A 15,326-nucleotide genomic window follows, 5' to 3' on the forward strand; every position below is an offset into this window, starting at 1 on the left:
CGGACTGCCTCTGTCGTCGTGGCGCTCCCATGTAAAACCTGGCCCATAGTGCTTCCCTCCATGCCAAGGAAAATGATGCACCATCAAATGCCGGGATCAAACAACTAGGCTTAAAATCTGATCTCACTCAGTTAATTATATCAACGCCGGGCGGCACCTCTCCAGCCCTGAAAGCTTGGCGGTGAGCTTCATCGGCTAAATCCATTTTGAACTTCTTCCACTCACCCCCTTGCAATACTGACATCCACCATTCGCCTGAGACTTTGTTGGAGAACTGCCAGAGGATATGATATCCATCCTCGTTCGTGAATCCCTCTCCATCGGCCTGAATGATACCGCCAACCATCCCAAATATCCGGTCTCGCACAGCGTTGAGTATTTCCCAATCATTCGTTGTTTCGGCATAGATTTCGAATGCGTAGACCGTCTGAACCTTGCGAAGATATTCCTTTAGCCACCTCGAAGCCGATGCGGGCGAGCAGCTTGTAATCTCGGCCAAAAACTCGTCGATTTCATCTCGACCCGACTCCCCCAATGCAGCTCCACTTTTGAGGACCCGCACGACAGGTTCCGACTGAGAGTTCACCACCTCAAGAGCTGTCCACAGATTAGCATCGATGTCACCATCGAGCTTCGCATCAAATGGAGTGATTGTTTCGGCTAACGTAGTCGCAGGAATAGTTCTCGGGCTTTGGCTAAGAATTCGTGTCAAATAAGGCATATGTTGCTCCTGGAGAAATAGGTGTTGTGGTTGGCTTAACAGGAGAAACAACGAAGATCGACCCATCTTAACCCGACCTGCAATGTTGTATGGCGCAATTTCCGGTCCGGTCCGGCTGCCCGCCAACAGCGGTCATGTCATTTCCACACTTGCCGCGAATTATCTCCTCAACCTTGACGGCGCCGTTAGAACGAAGGAGCATCTGAGAGTTCGAGAGGGCGTAACGAAAATCAGATGCTTCCACGGCAGCCGGTCTCCCAAACCTTGCACATATGTGACGTTAAAATCCTGCTGTTTGAGACATCGGGTAGCTCTCCTCGCACCGCGTCCCTCTGGGCCATTGATGGCAGCGACAATATTCTGTGGTGCGCCAACAAAGGCAACGGGATAGAGCAATACGTTGCTATTGATGAAGCTGATGGAAACCTTTTTGCAACAACCTTTAGCGGATGGCGGCATCAGATAGATATGCAGACTGGTTCGGTGATCGAGCAATGGTTTAGGAAATAAACTGGCGTCTCCCCATATCAAATGGCCGCTTTGGCCGAAAGGCCTCGTAGTACAGAAGCGCCAGAGACGGACTTTCGGAGCGCCTTACTTCTCGTGTGGAGCTACTACGGCAAATGCTTTCTGCGGAGATTGAGATGGAGACTGTGACCCTTTGGCGACCTGTAGGGCCGATTGAACTGGAATTGATAAAGCAGAGCGGCATGAGGACGTTTCCACCTCGACTGCCTGACCAACCTATTTTCTATCCCGTGCTTTCTCAAGATTATGCCATTCGGATCGCGAGGGATTGGAATGTCAACCGGGACGGTGCTGGGTATGTCACACGCTTCGAAGTTCTGAGCACGTTTCTGGCTGCCTACGCTCCGCAAGATGCAGGCGGCCAGGCGCTGAGGGAATACTGGATACCGGCCGACGACCTTGAAAATTTCAACGCAGCCATTGTGGGAGAGATCGTTGTGACCAAGGCGTTCGAACAAGACCAAAATGTTGTCGAGCACCACTGACCAAAGTCCGCCTCGGCCGAGACGCGTCTTCCGCTTCACACCAATAGGAGCCGAACGGAAGCTACAGTCCCATCATCTATCCGCAGGGCGTCCCGGGACGAACGAGATCGCCACCTTCTTCGCTCTGATGAACCCGTCCAACCCATAACAAGGTACCAACTCGATTTCGATGTCGGTCCGATCTTCCGGCAGGCTGTAATAGCTTGACCTCGGTCGGTTGCGCGTTGGAGGACGAGGCCCGCAATCACATTCTGGCCGCTAAAGCCGTTAAGCTGAAGGTCCATGACGCCTTCAAGGAAAAAGGTTACGACTGCGTGCTTGTCCAGCACGAAATATCCGTCTGGATCGACCTCGCCGGTCATGATCCAGCCATGCACCTTCAATCGCTGGACCCGGTTCTACGGAGGGATAGACTGAGGATTTCGCTGTCGTGGAACGTCGGAACCTCGCCGAACCATCGCAAAAGCTCATCCCCTCCAACCACGTCCGAATAATTCATCGACCAAGCCTCCCCGTGTCATAGAGCTTCACGTTATCAATCGGAGGAGTAACCCGAAAGGCTAACGTTCTCCGGATCGACTACCGCCAGCTCAGTAAAGCTTGGTGATGCCTTAGTCGGAGTTGGAAGCGACCCACGAGAAGCGAGGTTTGTTTCTCGAAATCACATCGAGGCAGTTGCCTCCGGTGACAAAAAGGTAGTGGGTCGATCCAGGTAGCGATATCTCGAAGAGTTCGCGTTGCGCAGCCCAGAAAGGGCTTCCTTCAACTCTGTAAGCAAAATGTTCAGGGACGTGTCCCACCTTTTCCATCCCATGCTCTTCCAGCGGCTGATGCATGTCATCGATGACCCGGAAGATGTCTACGTGAGGGAAGTACACTCTCAGATACTTACCCTGCCCACTTACCGAAAAATACGCCCGCAGTTCGTTCGCAGCTAGGTCAGGACGGTGCGTCATCTCAATGCGGTCAAGGTCGGCCGACGTCGCTCTTGCTCCGAGATCGAATTCCATTGCTTCAAACCTGATCAACGCGTCGCTTACCTATGTCCAAACATCGCCTTCGTCCGAAGCCGCATTGGTAGATGCTGTGCATGAAGACCGCAATAGGCCGAGTAGCGACCAGATGTGCTATTATCGTGCCGCCTGATGGAGGCGACGCGGTGGGAGGAGTGGCGGAGGCTTAGGCGCGGCAGCTATCTCGTCAATTGCCGTCATTCTTGAAATCGGTAGTATTCCAAGCCATCGTCAATGAAATGGTTGAAGCATGCTGAAAATAGATAGCGGGCGATTACACGACCCGAAAATCCTTTCCCCTATTGAGATTGCCAAGGAATGCGAGACGCGTGGACGATTGATTGTTCAGTTCAGCAGGCCAGAAGCCTATACGCCCGCGATTTTGGCGTCGCTGAACGAAGCCTGCGGGCTAGTCAAAGATCGCCTTCAAGTGCGATTTTTTGGGCATTACGGCGGGCGTTTCGATGCAATGACTCTCCGTCATCTGCCTGAAACACGTAACCTCGCAGTCGATTGTCTGACTGCAATTGACAATGAGGAGGAGATCGGACGGCTCCCAAATCTGAGGTTTCTAGACTTCGGGGTCTTCGAGCTGGACCGCCCCGACTTTCTGAGAACGATAGAACTTCGCCGCTTGGCACAGCTTTCGCTCGGTGAAAACCGCAAGCGGAACTTTGATCTTTCACCTTTGGCCGACTGCGAGTTACTGGACAGCCTTTTTATCCAAGGCCACTCAAAGGGTATCGACGGGTTGGAAGGCGTGCCTCGGTTGCGGACGTTGACGTTAAGTGGTTATGCCAAGAAACATGCGCTGAATTTTGTGAAAGGCATATCGACGCTGAAGGACCTGAAGTTGATCTTAGGAGGCCGTGCCGATATTGACGACCTGTCGAGCAAATCGCTTGAAATTTTGCACATTATCCGCGTGCAGGGCTTGGCAACGATGGGTGATCTGTCCCGGTTACCCGCACTATCATCGCTTCGCATTGAAGACCAGATTCAGCTAAAGCAGGTGGACTTGAACGGAGCGAGCCTCAAGCGGCTTGCGCTGATTAATTGCAAAAACCTGGCAGAGTTACCTGGACTGGATAAGCAGGATCACCTTCGGGAATTCTCAGCGTTTCGCGTAGCGCTCGATCTTGACGGCCTTCGTGATCGAGAGTGGCCTTCAGCTACACGATCCGTCAGGCTTTTTTCCGGCAAAAACAAATGGAACGAGGACGCAGCAGCTCAGCTTGCTGCGCGAAATCTCAACGAGAAGGGCGACCTCTGGGCTTGATCTGCCGCACTTCTCATCAGGTTTGATATGGCAGTATCGAAGTCCGCGTTGGGCCGGAAGCGGATCAGCACCCGGGTCACAAAGGCGGGCGGTGCCGCCGTGACGAACACACTGGTACAAAAGCGAGGGCATGAAGCTCACCCTCAGGGGGAACTTGACAATGTCGAAACCTACTATGGTCACTATCGCAGAGTCTGGACGGGTGGGGCTGGAGGTAGCGGTCGAAGACGATGTGACGCCGTTTCTGAATCTCGGTTTTCAGGCGTCAAAAAATCATGAACGCGTTTATCTATTTCGCAGTCCTGATGAGACAGACGTCTTTTCCATGGTTGAACGCCTACGAGACATGGGAATCCCTCTTGCGACACATAGGCACGGTGGTGCTGACTACTTCGTAGAGGTAGCTCGTACTAAGGGGTTCGTTCGCGGCAAGTTCATCCGAGTTAACTTCTTCGGCAACGACTTCGATGCTGATGCCCCCTTCAAGGTTGAAGAGTTCTAACGGGATCATTGGAACGTCAAGGTATCTAGCTCCCGGCCGAACCGGGCAGCACCCGAGTCACTAACGCTGGTGGCAACTTCGCGCCATCTGCGGTCATTGCGTAGGCCACAAAAGTCTTTAAGCTCTGATCAACGACACAGTCGAATGCCAACGCCATAACTCAAGGCTGGAACGAGGCTGATCTAACCGAAAATCAACTGGCTAATGATGCGATGGAACTGAAAATTGGCGCAGTCACGGCTCTTTCTTCCGGAGAAGTGTTTTGTATCGATATGGAGGCAGATGAGGGGTTCGAGACGGCCTCACCAGATGACGCTGATATCTGGCTGCAACTCGACATCGGACCGAAGGATGTAGATTGGGCGGAGACGTTTTCCATTAGGGTGGCAACGCCCAACAACGTGTCAACCAGCCCTAAAGAGCTGAAGAACTTACGCATTCATTCTTACTCATTCCAGACCATGAAAAGCTATTTGGTTACGGCCGTCGCAGCTTGCGAGCGCGAGACGTGGGAAGAATGCCTTTATGCGCTCCGGTCAAGGTTTCTCTGGGAATGGGACACGCCTAACAGGAAAAAGAGCAAAAAGTGACGAGCTGCAGCCAACTTCAATGATGGGCTAGGGCCGCTATCTCCCATATGCTGATGAGCCGACTTGGAAGCGGGTGGCCTTGCTAGTAGGGACTTAGTTTTCCCCGTTTTCGGATCGAGATGATGACGAACTACGATGATCTTGGTTCACTTGATGACTGGCTTCTAGGCCAGGCAATAGAGCAAGCTGAACAAGGCATCTCCATCGAAGACCAGCTTATCCCACAGACGGTGGTTAAGTTTGGTCGGCCTCACGTGTATCTTTACGCCACAGTGATCTTCGACGGAGAGGTCGGGAACGGCGGCGTGCGGCAATTTTTTGACAATTCGTCCGGTGCTTTGGCTCCGACTGTTCGTGATGCGCTGCAGGAAATGCTGTTGCCCGAATACGCGGACATCATGGGAGGGATTATCGATGCCTTCGGAGCGCCGTTTCCTCGCAGTCATCTTGAACGGATGAATCGGATCGACAACGACCCACAGCTCCAGATCAACTTCGACCGGGCGTCCGACGCCATCGACATCTGGAGCAGCGAGTACATCCTGGCTCGTGAAGCGTATGCGAAGAGAAGCCACCTACTAAAGTAACTCTGGCGAGCGCCCGTGATAGCTCCCGGGCGATTTTAGGCCGATAGCCGTAATCCTTCGGTCGAGGCAGCCAGGGCAACTGCATCATGGACCGAAATGAGCTGGCGGGTTTCCGCGCTTCCTATACCCTGGCACTATCGAAAGGCATTCTCAATCAGGACCACAATGAATAAACTCGGTTTCATTCAGCTTAATGAAGATTTGGAGGCAGCGCCTAATGCCCCTTCACTGGACGTCAAGTTTAGCGGCAGGACTGCCGAATTACGGTTCTTGCTGAATCCCGGGCGACAGAAATCGTCTTCCAGAGAGGCAGCAACAATTCGCTTCACGAACTGTAGCCGATGGAATTGGGATGCGACAAACGATCATGCATGGTTCTCTGGCAAAGGTAGATACGCCAAACAAACACCAAAATGGGGAGAATTCTATGAGGTCGTTGGGAAAGAAAAGCTAGGAGGCTGCGTCGACTGGGAGGTCATGAACGTGGACCCTGAAGGAGCCCGCCTTTTCCTATTCTACTTTCGCGACGAAACGCTGGAATTCATTGACACCGATTGGTCGATAGCTCGGGGGTCTTTTAGCCAGCTTAGCGGTAGCGCCTTGTCAGCGTCTAGATATCCAAAGAAGCTAAAGCTGCTTTGCGCGCCATAGCCGTCGAGAAGCGAGACGGTTCAGCGTTCATTGAACTACTTCAAGATCGACGGCCCGATGCGTTGATCAGCATCCCACGTGCGGTTAAGCTCCAACAGCAACTCGGCATGAGCAAATCCTGACCTGCCACGTTGAAACGACGGCTCCGCGTGAAAATGATGCAGTTTCCAGAGTTCCGTCATCAGCAATATCAGCAACTGTTTGCGTTTTGAGCGCGTCGAGGACGTCGGTATCGCCTCTGTTTTGTCCGGGCTTGCAAGTACGCCGATTTCTAGCGTCATGATATGCTGCTGCTCCGGGTCGGGATAAATGGCCAAGCGGTGCCCACCAGGCTCATCTAGGAAATCGACGCTTTCTGCTCGATTGGTCAGGATGGCGTCACAAAGCCTGAGAAGTCCCAGCGGGCCGTCGCTGAACACGTCGCTGATCTGAAGACTGAAGGATGTTCCGCCTTGGATGACGAGAAGGTCACTCCAGCCGTGCCGGTCTTGCGTAAAGCTAATGCCGATTGTGTCAGAGATTTCGTTTTTGTCTCTATCCATGTCTTTGCCCACACCGATATATTCCGCCGCATAGTATGAACGATAGCTTTAGTCCGAGCTGGCTGTCGGGCGCTTCCATCCAGTAACCTCGCTCAAAAGCGTCGCTCGCGAACGGGAGTTCGGAAAGTATCAGGTGCGCAAGTTGTAGGGCGCAGAAGTCGTTGTTTGACGTTTCAATCTCGATGAGGAGTTTATTGAGGTCAACGTTCGGTATCGCAAGGCCGATAAGCCACTTATTCGGAAAGTATTTGTCCGGGTGTTGCCTGAACGCATGTACACACGCTTCTGCAAAGATTTGTTCGACGACATGCTTCTGGTTCTGCGGCCAGGCAAGCCAGTCTGCCGCCTTTAGCTTCAGAGCGATGACTTCAGGCTCAACGACAGCAGAGTCCACTGAAAGGTCCAGCAGGCGTGGAAGGAAATGGTTATAATCGTCAACAGACCCTACCGTCGTCAGGGCAGCCGCAGAGTATTCCTGTACGTCCTCAACTTCCAGAAGCCTCAATGGCTTGGACGTCAGTCGCTTCAGTAGCTTCTCCGGGTCGTAGCGGCGAGGTTTCAAGAGCCGTTGGCTTGCGATAGTGAGCGAAGGTTTCATAGCCTTGATCAAGAAGTCGTCGTAACGCAGGGGCGGGTGCATCAAACTCAGGCACGTGTTGTGGCGGCTTTTCCCCTTTAGCAACAATCGTCCTAACCGGCCATGCTTACGTCAGCTATAGATCGACCGGCTTAACGTATCCTCGACTGTGAATTCACGTTCACATGCCGATAATTTCTCGGTCGCCGGAGTTCCAGGCACAACCTTCGTCTGAACGTTGGCAAATTCGGACATGAGTTCAGAGCCGTGCGAACTATTGACGCTGGAGGTTCTATTGGGATGGAAAAATGGTGCTGCTAGAGAGATTTGAACTCTCGGCCTCTCCCTTACCAAGGGAGTGCTCTACCCCTGAGCTATAGCAGCGTCAGCCGGCGCGAAAGACCCGCGTCGTCGGCAGCGGCCTATTGCCATAGGTTCACCGGCAGCGCAAGCCGCAAATTCCAAGTTCTTTGCCAACGGGTGGGGAAAACGTCGCTTCCGCTTTCAAGAATCCCGCTTTTTCGGTATGGAGGGCCATGGCGAATGATGACGAACGGCACGATTCCGAAGGTGGGGATACCGGCGAAGGCCGCGGCGACCGGCACCGCAGGGCGATGGAAGCCCGCGAAGCGCAGCGCAAGGCGAAGGCTGCGGCCAAGCTTCGCGAGAATCTGATGCGCCGCAAGACCCAGGCGCGGGCCCGCCGGGCCGGCGAGGAGGATCTGACCCAGGGACTTCCCGCCGCAGAACCGGGACTGCCTGCCGCAAAAACGGACGAATCATCGTAGCTTATGCGCCTGACGGGTTATTCGGGCAGCCATTTTAGCAATCATTGAAGCAGCGGCGGATTTCGTTTAAGGACGCCTCCTTTCGCGCTCTCAGAAGGAAGAGTTACAACTTATGGATCGCATCAGAATTGTAGGCGGCAACGAACTCAAGGGCACCATTCCGATCTCGGGAGCGAAAAATGCCGCTCTGCCGCTGATGATCGCCTCCCTTCTGACGAGCGACACGCTGACGCTCGAAAACGTGCCGCATCTGGCCGATGTGGAACAACTGCTGCGCATTCTCGGCAATCATGGGGTCGACGTCGCCGTCAACGGCCGCCGCGAACGCCAGGAAGAGAGCTATTCGCGCACCATCAATTTCACCTGCCGCACCATCGTCGATACGACCGCTCCTTATGAGCTGGTCTCCAAGATGCGGGCGAGCTTCTGGGTCATCGGGCCGCTGCTTGCCCGCGAAGGCCAGGCGCGTGTTTCGCTGCCGGGCGGCTGCGCGATCGGCACCCGTCCGGTCGATCTCTTCCTCGAAGGTCTTCAGACGCTCGGCGCCACCCTGGAGGTGGACGGCGGTTATGTGAACGCCACGGCCCCCAAGGGCGGCCTGATCGGCGCCACTTACGTCTTCCCGAAAGTGTCGGTCGGCGCGACCCACGTGATGATGATGGCGGCGACGCTTGCGCGCGGCACGACGGTGATCGAAAATGCCGCCCGTGAGCCGGAGGTCGTCGATCTCGCAAAATGCCTGACCGCCATGGGCGCCAGGATTTCCGGCGCCGGCACCCGGACGATCACCATCGAGGGTGTCACGTCGCTTTCCGGCGCCCGCCACCGGGTCCTGCCAGATCGCATCGAGACCGGTACCTATGCCATGGCTGTGGCGATGGCCGGCGGCGACGTCGTGCTCGAGGGCACGGAAGCATCGCTGCTCGACAACGCGCTCGACACGCTGCGTCTGGCCGGTGCCCATATCACCGAAACCGAGACCGGCCTGCGCGTGGTGCGCAACGGCAATGGCATCCAGCCCGTCGATATCACCACCGAGCCGTTCCCGGGCTTCCCGACCGACCTGCAGGCACAGTTCATGGCGCTGATGACCCGGTCTTCAGGCGTTTCGAACATTACCGAAACGATTTTCGAAAACCGCTTCATGCACGTACAGGAGCTTGCCCGCCTCGGCGCCAGGATTTCGCTGTCCGGCCAGAAGGCGCGGGTTGAAGGCGTGACGCGGCTGAAGGGCGCTCCGGTGATGGCGACCGACCTGCGCGCTTCCGTCTCGCTGGTGATCGCCGGCCTTGCCGCCGAAGGGGAAACCATGGTCAGCCGCGTCTATCACCTCGACCGCGGTTTCGAACGGCTGGAAGAAAAGCTCACCCGCTGCGGTGCAGTGGTCGAGCGCGTCAGCGACTGATCGATCCGAAAGGCTGATATTTATAAAGGCTGAGATTTATGAAGGACGGTTGGGCATTGCCCTTGCCGTCCTTTTTTGCATGTCTATCTCTTGCATACGCCCCTCTTTAATCCCGCCTCATATTGTTTGATCCGGCACCCCACGGAGATTTCCCCATGACCGATCTTCAAGCCCCCGTCTGGTTCATCACCGGCTGTTCCACCGGCTTCGGCCGCGAACTTGCCAAACTGACGATCGATCGCGGCTGGCCGACCGTCGTCACCGCCCGCGGCAAGGATCGCGTCGCCGATCTGGCCGAGGGCAGGGACCATGTTTTGGCGCTCGATCTCGACGTGACGGACATGAAGCAGGTTTCTGATGCGGTTTCGGCTGCTGAGCGGAAGTTCGGACGCATAGACGTGCTGGTCAACAACGCCGGCTACGGTTACCAGGCCTCGATCGAGGAGGGCGAGGAGGACGAGATCCGCGCCATGTTCGACGCCAATGTCTTCGGCCTGTTCGCGATGACCCGCGCCGTGCTGCCGGGCATGCGCGCGAAGCGCAAGGGCCATATCCTCAACATCACCTCGATGGCCGGCTTCATGGGCCTTCCGAGTTCCGGCTATTATGCGGCGAGCAAACATGCGGTCGAAGGTTTTTCCGATGCGCTCGCCCATGAAGGCGCGCCGCTTGGCATCAAGGTCACCTGCGTTGAGCCCGGTCCGTTCCGCACCGACTGGGCCGGCCGATCCCTGAAGCAGACGCCGAGCACGATCGCCGATTATTCCGAGACGGCGGCCGCCCGCATGGGCGCGACAGCCGGCTATAGCGGCCGCCAGCCGGGCGATCCGGTGCGCGCCGGCGAGGCGATGATCGCCGCGACCGAAGCGGATCAGGCGCCCCGCCACCTGGTTTTGGGCGCCATCGCCTATAATGCCGTCACCCAGAAGCTGAAGGAGCGCCTGGCCCAGATCGAACTCTGGGAGGACATCAGCCTTTCCGCCGATTTTCCCAGCTGAGGATGGCGCGGTGGGGCCAGCCGGCTGGCGAGGGCGGTCATTCGCTCCCGGGCGAATGGTGAACCGTCCTGCAGCCGCTCTGGTCGGCCTTCACTGCGGCGGAAGCAGCGGCCGCAAAGCGTCGATCAGTCCGGTCGTGCCGTAACGAATTTTGCTGGCGCCCGGTTCGATATCGATCAGGCCGCCCTTGTTATGGGCGTCATAGACCTTGATCAGCAGTCCGGCAGCGCTCGCGCTCATGATCCGCTCGAAGCGTTCCCTCCATTGCGGACGGGGCACCGTTTGTGCGGAAATGATCCGACCCACCAGCTGGCCCAGCGCCTCTGCAACGTCGCTGGCACTGTATCTGCCTGGTCCTTCGGCATGGATCACCTCGAGACCTTTGCCGGTGGCAGGCTGCAACAGCAGGCCGGCGGCAATCGGGCCGAGGTCCGGAGCCGAAATCGTGGGAAACCTTCTGTCGACCGGGTCGTGAAAGGTCGGCAGGATACCGGATGCGATGGCGGTCGGGATGACGCGCCCCCATCCTTCCATATGCTCCGCCGATCGCAGCAGCAACGTGTGGCTATCGAGCCGGCCGAGCCTGTCCTCGAATATACGGAACATGCTGGGCATCCCGATGTCGTCGGCGACGTGAGCGCCGTAGTCGGAAATCGCCAGCACCCGCTTGGCGCGCGCCTGTTCGAGCGCTCCGGCAAGGCTTTCTATCGCCCGCAGCATCTCGTCGGCGGTGTCCTTCGCCTGTGGCGACACCGGAAGGATGATCTGCACGGCATCCGCGTCGGCGATCGATCTGGCGAGGGCTTCGGCATCCAGAAGGTCGGCGATTGCGATCTCGCAGCCGATCTTGCTCAGCTGTTCCGCCTTTGCCGGATCGCGCAGGATCGCCCTGACGGGCACGCCCGCCTTGCGCAATGCCAATGATGTTGAATAACCGACCTTTCCGGCCGCTCCGACGATTGCAAGCATGTCCAATTCCTTGAGTTGCGAGGTATAGAGCTAAGGAATAGGGCGGGCCACATCGCGCAGATTCAGACGGATCTTTGCAGTTTCGGGCGGATTTCGGGTGCCGGACGGGCGATCTCGCTCGGAGCCTGACCGAGGATACGCTGCATCGTCGAGGCCATGTGGCTCTGGTGAGCGAAACCGGCGGCCAGGGCGATCTCGCTGGCCGGCATCCTCGTCGTGGCGATCAGGGCCCTTGCGTATTCGATGCGGCGGCGCATGACATATTGATGCACGGGCGTTCCGGTGCTGTGGCGAAACAGCGTCTTGAGCCGTGTGACGCTGACGCCCGCGACGACAGCCAGATCGGCGAGATGAAGTTTCTGGTCGAGGTTCGTCTCGATGAAGTCGGTCAGCATTCTGAGCTGGCGCGCGGACATTCTCAGCGCGCGGGAGGCTGCTGGGTATGGACTGCCGTCAGTCGTGGTTTCGATCAGTCGGACGGCCAGCGCGTTCGCCAGAAGATCGATGTAGAGCGGATCGGACGGCATTTCCGCCTCGAGATCCGCCTTGATGGCCCAGCCGATCGCCTCGATACGGGCATCGCGAAGCTGGAGCCGTGGGATGAATTCGATCCTTGCTGTGTCCCTTCCAAGCTCTTCGGCAACCTGTTCCAGAAGCCAGGGGCGAAGGCTCAGCCGCAGGATCTGGCAATCCGCATCGTCCTCCCAGGATCCATCCACGCCCGCCGGAACGAAATCGATATCGCCGGGCTTCTGCAAACGCCGCATCCGCCTGTCGCCGACCGTGCAATCCGCCTGAACGGGCGGACCGAAATGCATGCCCAGTCGATGCAGTTCGCTCCCCCGCACATGCGAAGACATTCCGCCCGGGATATGCACGAGAGCGGCATCGAGCGCATTCCAGGCTCTTCCCTCACTGGAAAAGAGGATCCGGGGTGACGGTTGCGGCGAGGAAAGTGTCATGGTCGGATGTGCTCGGATCTCAACGTTTGAAACAAGGCTACCCCTCATTCGCCTTCGCAACAACGCGCCAATTCGAGCGGAGTAGGGGTCTGCCGTCGGCCTGAAGCGGAAATTTGGCCGGACAGGCTGACTGTCAGGACTCATCCCCGGGAACAGGGCTTGATGCTGCGCGCGAAGGGCTGAAGCACTGGGATGTCGATTGTGGGGTCACCGCAGCAAATGACGGCGGCGTCGATGTTTCCTGTCGTTACGTGTGGCCAGCCCTTTGCGGTCTTTGTGAACTTGGATAATCTTTTTCCATGAGGACATCGTTCACACATGAGGATCTCGAAAAGGCGAGAAGTGGCCTTCTCGCGACGGCCGTTGGTTGGTTCAAGAGGGAGCCGGGTGTTCTGGGTGTATTCCTCGGCGGATCGATCGCTGCTGAAGGCGCCGACGCCTATTCCGATATCGACCTGCGGATCGTCGTGGAACCGAAGCAGCATCCGCACTTTGTGGAGAAGCGCCGGGAAATCCCGACGCAGTGGCCGGGTTTTCTCTTCAACGAATGGCTCCCGGGCAGTCAGCACTGCGTGTCGCATTTTCAGCCGTTCGGGAAGATCGACATATTTTATTATGATGCCACAAAGCTGACGCCTTCGCCGTGGTACCGGCTGCCGATCAAGATTTTGCATGATCCCAGGCGGATTGTCGCCGATCTCGTCAAACGCTCAGAAGATCTGACGTTCATGATCGCAGAGGAGGACGTGGATGTTTCAATCAGCAAGGGCTTGGCGGCGGCTCATGAAACCTATCGGCGGGCAAAGCGTGGTGAGCTGTTCTACGCGCAGACGCTCCTGGACGAACTGCGTCACCACATGATGCAGGCCGACGATTGGCTCCATGATCGCACCCCTGAAACGACTGTGATGGCGAAGTTCGACAAGCGAGCCAGCAGAACGGTTCTGACCGATCTCACGATGTCCTATTGCGCATGCGAAGGTGAGGCAATTCTAGCCGCATTGCGCTCGCTGGTGCGCGCCTATCGAAGTCAGGTGCTGGCACTGCATGAGAAACGTCAGCTTTCCCGGCCGTTGAAAAACGATATGGCGGCCCTCGATATCGTCGCATAGCGCATCCGCTTTGGGGTCGAAACCGCTGATCGTGCATCTCGCGGCACATGTGGGCGAGAGGTCGGCAGTGTGGAGCGCGTCTGCCGTCCGCGATCCCCCGATAACTCCGGGGACGAAAATGCGGCCGGATGGCGGTTGCCTTCCTGCTTCGTCAAGGGCTTGGCAGATTTTTCGCTCCATCGACATCCCCGCGATGAGGACACCGGGCAATAATGGCCGCGTCATCGGATGGGAACCGGCTTCGCGAACCGGCTGCCTTCACCAAGGTTCGAAAGTGCCCGGTTCTGGTGATGGTCGTCAAAAGCGGCGAGGGGAGGGCTCGGAAATCCTCCCTGAACCGCAAAAGACGATCGGGGCAGGTGGAAACCTACCTCACATCAATACCCCAATGCCCTGCCTGCCCCATTCCCGTCTTTGAACCGTGCCGGCACCATCTGTCGGCTGCGGATAAAGCTGCGTGCTGTCTCGCTCGCCGCCGTTGCTTCTTGGCTCGCCACATCCTATCTCAAGTCCCAGGAACATTCGCGTGAACGCGCGCCTCTTAATGGATATTGGAAGCGATGACCGACTTGAAGCTGCTGGCCCTCGACCCGGACGACCTGGGTGTCATTTCCGCCCATATGCAGGATGCGGTCTTCAAGGTGGGTGACGTGCGCTGGTCGCAGCCCGAACGAAACTTCTCGCTCGCGGCCAACCGCTTCGTCTGGGAAAATGCCGGTGAGAAGAAACGCAAAAGTTTCGAACGCCGCCGCTCGGCGATCGTCTTCAAGCGGGTCGAGGCGGTGCGCTCGACGGGCGTCAATCGCGGCCGCAAGGACGAGGTCCTGTCGCTTTTGGCGATCACCTTTTCGCAGAAGGGCGACGGCCCGGAAGGGACGATCGAACTGGTGCTTTCCGGCAAATCGACGATTGCACTCGATGTCGAATGCATCGAAGTTGCTCTTGCGGATGTCGGCGGCGCATGGGAAACGGCGTCGAAGCCCCGTCATCCCTGATCTGGCCCCTTTGCCCGAACGGCCTGAGCGGGATAACATCGTTTTTTGAGCTGGAAGGGATATCCGCTTGGCAATCTGGTTGGATCAGGCGTCGCAGGATTTTGAGGCGAAGTTTTCCGCATTTCTCTCGACCAAGCGGGAGGTCTCGGAAGATGTGAATGTGGTGGTGCGCGCCATCATCGACGATGTGCGCGCCCGCGGCGACCAGGCACTGATCGATTATTCCGCCCGTTTCGACGGTATCGACCTCGCCACGGTCGGAATAAAGGTGACCGAGGCCGAGATCGACGCGGCACTTGCCGCGACCGACCGGAAGGTCGTCGACGCCCTGGAGTTCGCCGCCGAGCGTATCGAGCGCCACCATGCCCGCCAGATGCCGAAGGACGACATCTACGAGGATGCGATCGGCGTCGGCTTAGGGTCGCGCTGGACGGCGATCGAGGCGGTCGGCCTCTATGTCCCGGGCGGCACCGCGAGCTATCCGAGCTCGGTGCTGATGAATGCGGTGCCGGCAAAGGTCGCCGGCGTGCCGCGCGTGGTCATCGTCGTGCCCGCCAACGGCGGTACGATCAATCCCGCCGTGCTGGCCGCCGCCCGCATCGCCGGCGTGACCGAGATCTAC

18 protein-coding genes and 1 tRNA gene are annotated in these 15,326 nt (G+C 57.3%); 12 read left to right on the forward strand and 7 right to left on the reverse strand.

The genetic code is table 11. The annotated features are described in order from the left end of the window. Positions 1–127: 127 nt before the first annotated feature. Complete coding sequence (locus MOV63_RS29345) at positions 128–721, reverse strand: hypothetical protein (protein ID WP_247039154.1); 594 nt, start codon at positions 719–721, stop codon at positions 128–130. 234 nt (positions 722–955) lie between these two features. Here MOV63_RS29345 and MOV63_RS29350 point away from each other — a divergent pair, with 234 nt between their 5' ends. Together MOV63_RS29350 and MOV63_RS29355 are read left to right on the forward strand one after the other, a co-directional pair. Then, positions 956–1,231: a hypothetical protein gene (locus MOV63_RS29350; protein ID WP_247039155.1), complete on the forward strand. Its 276-nt coding sequence runs from the start codon at positions 956–958 to the stop codon at positions 1,229–1,231. 134 nt (positions 1,232–1,365) lie between these two features. Further along, positions 1,366–1,734 carry an ADP-ribosylation/crystallin J1 gene (locus MOV63_RS29355; RefSeq protein WP_247039157.1) on the forward strand — a complete coding sequence of 123 codons (369 nt, stop codon included), beginning with the start codon at positions 1,366–1,368 and terminating at the stop codon, positions 1,732–1,734. A gap of 611 nt (positions 1,735–2,345) precedes the next feature. On the opposite strand, the gene MOV63_RS29360 is transcribed toward MOV63_RS29355, so the two are convergent. After that, on the reverse strand, positions 2,346–2,744 hold the full coding sequence (locus MOV63_RS29360; RefSeq protein ID WP_152564507.1) for a hypothetical protein: 399 nt from the start codon (positions 2,742–2,744) through the stop codon (positions 2,346–2,348). 253 nt (positions 2,745–2,997) lie between these two features. On the opposite strand from MOV63_RS29360, the gene MOV63_RS29365 reads away from it, so the two are divergent. From MOV63_RS29365 to MOV63_RS29380, 4 genes are all read left to right on the forward strand, one after another. Next, positions 2,998–4,026, forward strand: a complete 1,029-nt coding sequence (locus MOV63_RS29365; protein ID WP_247039158.1) for a hypothetical protein — start codon at positions 2,998–3,000, stop codon at positions 4,024–4,026. Between the two features lie 130 nt (positions 4,027–4,156). Beyond that, a complete protein-coding gene (locus MOV63_RS29370) occupies positions 4,157–4,528 on the forward strand; it encodes a hypothetical protein (RefSeq protein ID WP_247039159.1) in 372 nt (123 codons plus the stop codon). Positions 4,529–4,740: 212 nt separating this feature from the next. Further along, positions 4,741–5,118 (forward strand): Imm8 family immunity protein, encoded by a 378-nt coding sequence (locus tag MOV63_RS29375; RefSeq protein ID WP_247039160.1) that lies wholly within the window; start codon positions 4,741–4,743, stop codon positions 5,116–5,118. 122 nt (positions 5,119–5,240) lie between these two features. After that, positions 5,241–5,705, forward strand: coding sequence for a DUF4375 domain-containing protein (locus MOV63_RS29380; protein ID WP_247039161.1), 465 nt, complete (start codon positions 5,241–5,243; stop codon positions 5,703–5,705). A gap of 686 nt (positions 5,706–6,391) precedes the next feature. On the opposite strand, the gene MOV63_RS29385 is transcribed toward MOV63_RS29380, so the two are convergent. The 3 genes from MOV63_RS29385 to MOV63_RS29395 all read right to left on the reverse strand — a co-directional run bounded on the left by MOV63_RS29385 (position 6,392) and on the right by MOV63_RS29395 (position 7,859). Beyond that, positions 6,392–6,898 carry a hypothetical protein gene (locus MOV63_RS29385; RefSeq protein WP_247039162.1) on the reverse strand — a complete coding sequence of 169 codons (507 nt, stop codon included), beginning with the start codon at positions 6,896–6,898 and terminating at the stop codon, positions 6,392–6,394. Further along, complete coding sequence (locus MOV63_RS29390) at positions 6,891–7,508, reverse strand: hypothetical protein (RefSeq protein ID WP_247039163.1); 618 nt, start codon at positions 7,506–7,508, stop codon at positions 6,891–6,893. The genes MOV63_RS29385 and MOV63_RS29390 overlap by 8 nt, the downstream gene beginning before the upstream one ends. 276 nt (positions 7,509–7,784) lie before the next feature. After that, positions 7,785–7,859 (reverse strand) — tRNA-Thr (locus MOV63_RS29395). A 152-nt stretch (positions 7,860–8,011) separates the two neighbouring features. On the opposite strand from MOV63_RS29395, the gene MOV63_RS29400 reads away from it, so the two are divergent. The 3 genes from MOV63_RS29400 (at position 8,012) to MOV63_RS29410 (ending at position 10,666) form a co-directional block, all read left to right on the forward strand. Then, positions 8,012–8,263, forward strand: a complete 252-nt coding sequence (locus MOV63_RS29400) for a hypothetical protein (RefSeq protein ID WP_247039164.1) — start codon at positions 8,012–8,014, stop codon at positions 8,261–8,263. A gap of 112 nt (positions 8,264–8,375) precedes the next feature. Further along, on the forward strand, positions 8,376–9,668 hold the full coding sequence (gene murA, locus MOV63_RS29405; protein ID WP_041364592.1) for a UDP-N-acetylglucosamine 1-carboxyvinyltransferase: 1,293 nt from the start codon (positions 8,376–8,378) through the stop codon (positions 9,666–9,668). 155 nt (positions 9,669–9,823) lie between these two features. Then, positions 9,824–10,666, forward strand: a complete 843-nt coding sequence (locus tag MOV63_RS29410) for an oxidoreductase (RefSeq protein ID WP_247039165.1) — start codon at positions 9,824–9,826, stop codon at positions 10,664–10,666. Between the two features lie 90 nt (positions 10,667–10,756). Here MOV63_RS29410 and MOV63_RS29415 read toward each other — a convergent pair whose 3' ends face one another. After that, complete coding sequence (locus tag MOV63_RS29415; protein WP_247039167.1) at positions 10,757–11,635, reverse strand: NAD(P)H-binding protein; 879 nt, start codon at positions 11,633–11,635, stop codon at positions 10,757–10,759. A gap of 62 nt (positions 11,636–11,697) precedes the next feature. After that, positions 11,698–12,597 carry an AraC family transcriptional regulator gene (locus MOV63_RS29420; protein ID WP_247039169.1) on the reverse strand — a complete coding sequence of 300 codons (900 nt, stop codon included), beginning with the start codon at positions 12,595–12,597 and terminating at the stop codon, positions 11,698–11,700. 299 nt (positions 12,598–12,896) lie between these two features. On the opposite strand from MOV63_RS29420, the gene MOV63_RS29425 reads away from it, so the two are divergent. The 3 genes from MOV63_RS29425 to MOV63_RS29435 all read left to right on the forward strand — a co-directional run. Further along, positions 12,897–13,709 carry a nucleotidyltransferase domain-containing protein gene (locus MOV63_RS29425; protein WP_247039171.1) on the forward strand — a complete coding sequence of 271 codons (813 nt, stop codon included), beginning with the start codon at positions 12,897–12,899 and terminating at the stop codon, positions 13,707–13,709. 560 nt (positions 13,710–14,269) lie between these two features. Further along, positions 14,270–14,704: a DUF2948 family protein gene (locus MOV63_RS29430; RefSeq protein WP_247039173.1), complete on the forward strand. Its 435-nt coding sequence runs from the start codon at positions 14,270–14,272 to the stop codon at positions 14,702–14,704. Positions 14,705–14,771: 67 nt separating this feature from the next. Continuing rightward, a partial coding sequence (locus MOV63_RS29435; protein ID WP_247039176.1) for a histidinol dehydrogenase occupies positions 14,772–15,326 on the forward strand: 555 nt, incomplete at its 3' end.

Source organism: Neorhizobium sp. SHOUNA12A (assembly GCF_023006505.1).
GTDB lineage: Bacteria > Pseudomonadota > Alphaproteobacteria > Rhizobiales > Rhizobiaceae > Neorhizobium.

Excerpts from the sequence above, each read along its gene's own strand:
- MOV63_RS29345 (WP_247039154.1), bottom strand. The coding sequence starts at position 721 with ATGCCTTATTTGACACGAATTCTTAGCCAAAGCCCGAGAACTATTCCT.
- MOV63_RS29350 (WP_247039155.1), top strand. The coding sequence starts at position 956 with ATGCTTCCACGGCAGCCGGTCTCCCAAACCTTGCACATATGTGACGTT.
- MOV63_RS29355 (WP_247039157.1), top strand. The coding sequence starts at position 1,366 with ATGGAGACTGTGACCCTTTGGCGACCTGTAGGGCCGATTGAACTGGAA.
- MOV63_RS29360 (WP_152564507.1), bottom strand. The coding sequence starts at position 2,744 with ATGGAATTCGATCTCGGAGCAAGAGCGACGTCGGCCGACCTTGACCGC.
- MOV63_RS29365 (WP_247039158.1), top strand. The coding sequence starts at position 2,998 with ATGCTGAAAATAGATAGCGGGCGATTACACGACCCGAAAATCCTTTCC.
- MOV63_RS29370 (WP_247039159.1), top strand. The coding sequence starts at position 4,157 with ATGAAGCTCACCCTCAGGGGGAACTTGACAATGTCGAAACCTACTATG.
- MOV63_RS29375 (WP_247039160.1), top strand. The coding sequence starts at position 4,741 with ATGGAACTGAAAATTGGCGCAGTCACGGCTCTTTCTTCCGGAGAAGTG.
- MOV63_RS29380 (WP_247039161.1), top strand. The coding sequence starts at position 5,241 with ATGACGAACTACGATGATCTTGGTTCACTTGATGACTGGCTTCTAGGC.
- MOV63_RS29385 (WP_247039162.1), bottom strand. The coding sequence starts at position 6,898 with ATGGATAGAGACAAAAACGAAATCTCTGACACAATCGGCATTAGCTTT.
- MOV63_RS29400 (WP_247039164.1), top strand. The coding sequence starts at position 8,012 with ATGGCGAATGATGACGAACGGCACGATTCCGAAGGTGGGGATACCGGC.
- murA (WP_041364592.1), top strand. The coding sequence starts at position 8,376 with ATGGATCGCATCAGAATTGTAGGCGGCAACGAACTCAAGGGCACCATT.
- MOV63_RS29410 (WP_247039165.1), top strand. The coding sequence starts at position 9,824 with ATGACCGATCTTCAAGCCCCCGTCTGGTTCATCACCGGCTGTTCCACC.
- MOV63_RS29415 (WP_247039167.1), bottom strand. The coding sequence starts at position 11,635 with ATGCTTGCAATCGTCGGAGCGGCCGGAAAGGTCGGTTATTCAACATCA.
- MOV63_RS29420 (WP_247039169.1), bottom strand. The coding sequence starts at position 12,597 with ATGACACTTTCCTCGCCGCAACCGTCACCCCGGATCCTCTTTTCCAGT.
- MOV63_RS29425 (WP_247039171.1), top strand. The coding sequence starts at position 12,897 with ATGAGGACATCGTTCACACATGAGGATCTCGAAAAGGCGAGAAGTGGC.
- MOV63_RS29430 (WP_247039173.1), top strand. The coding sequence starts at position 14,270 with ATGACCGACTTGAAGCTGCTGGCCCTCGACCCGGACGACCTGGGTGTC.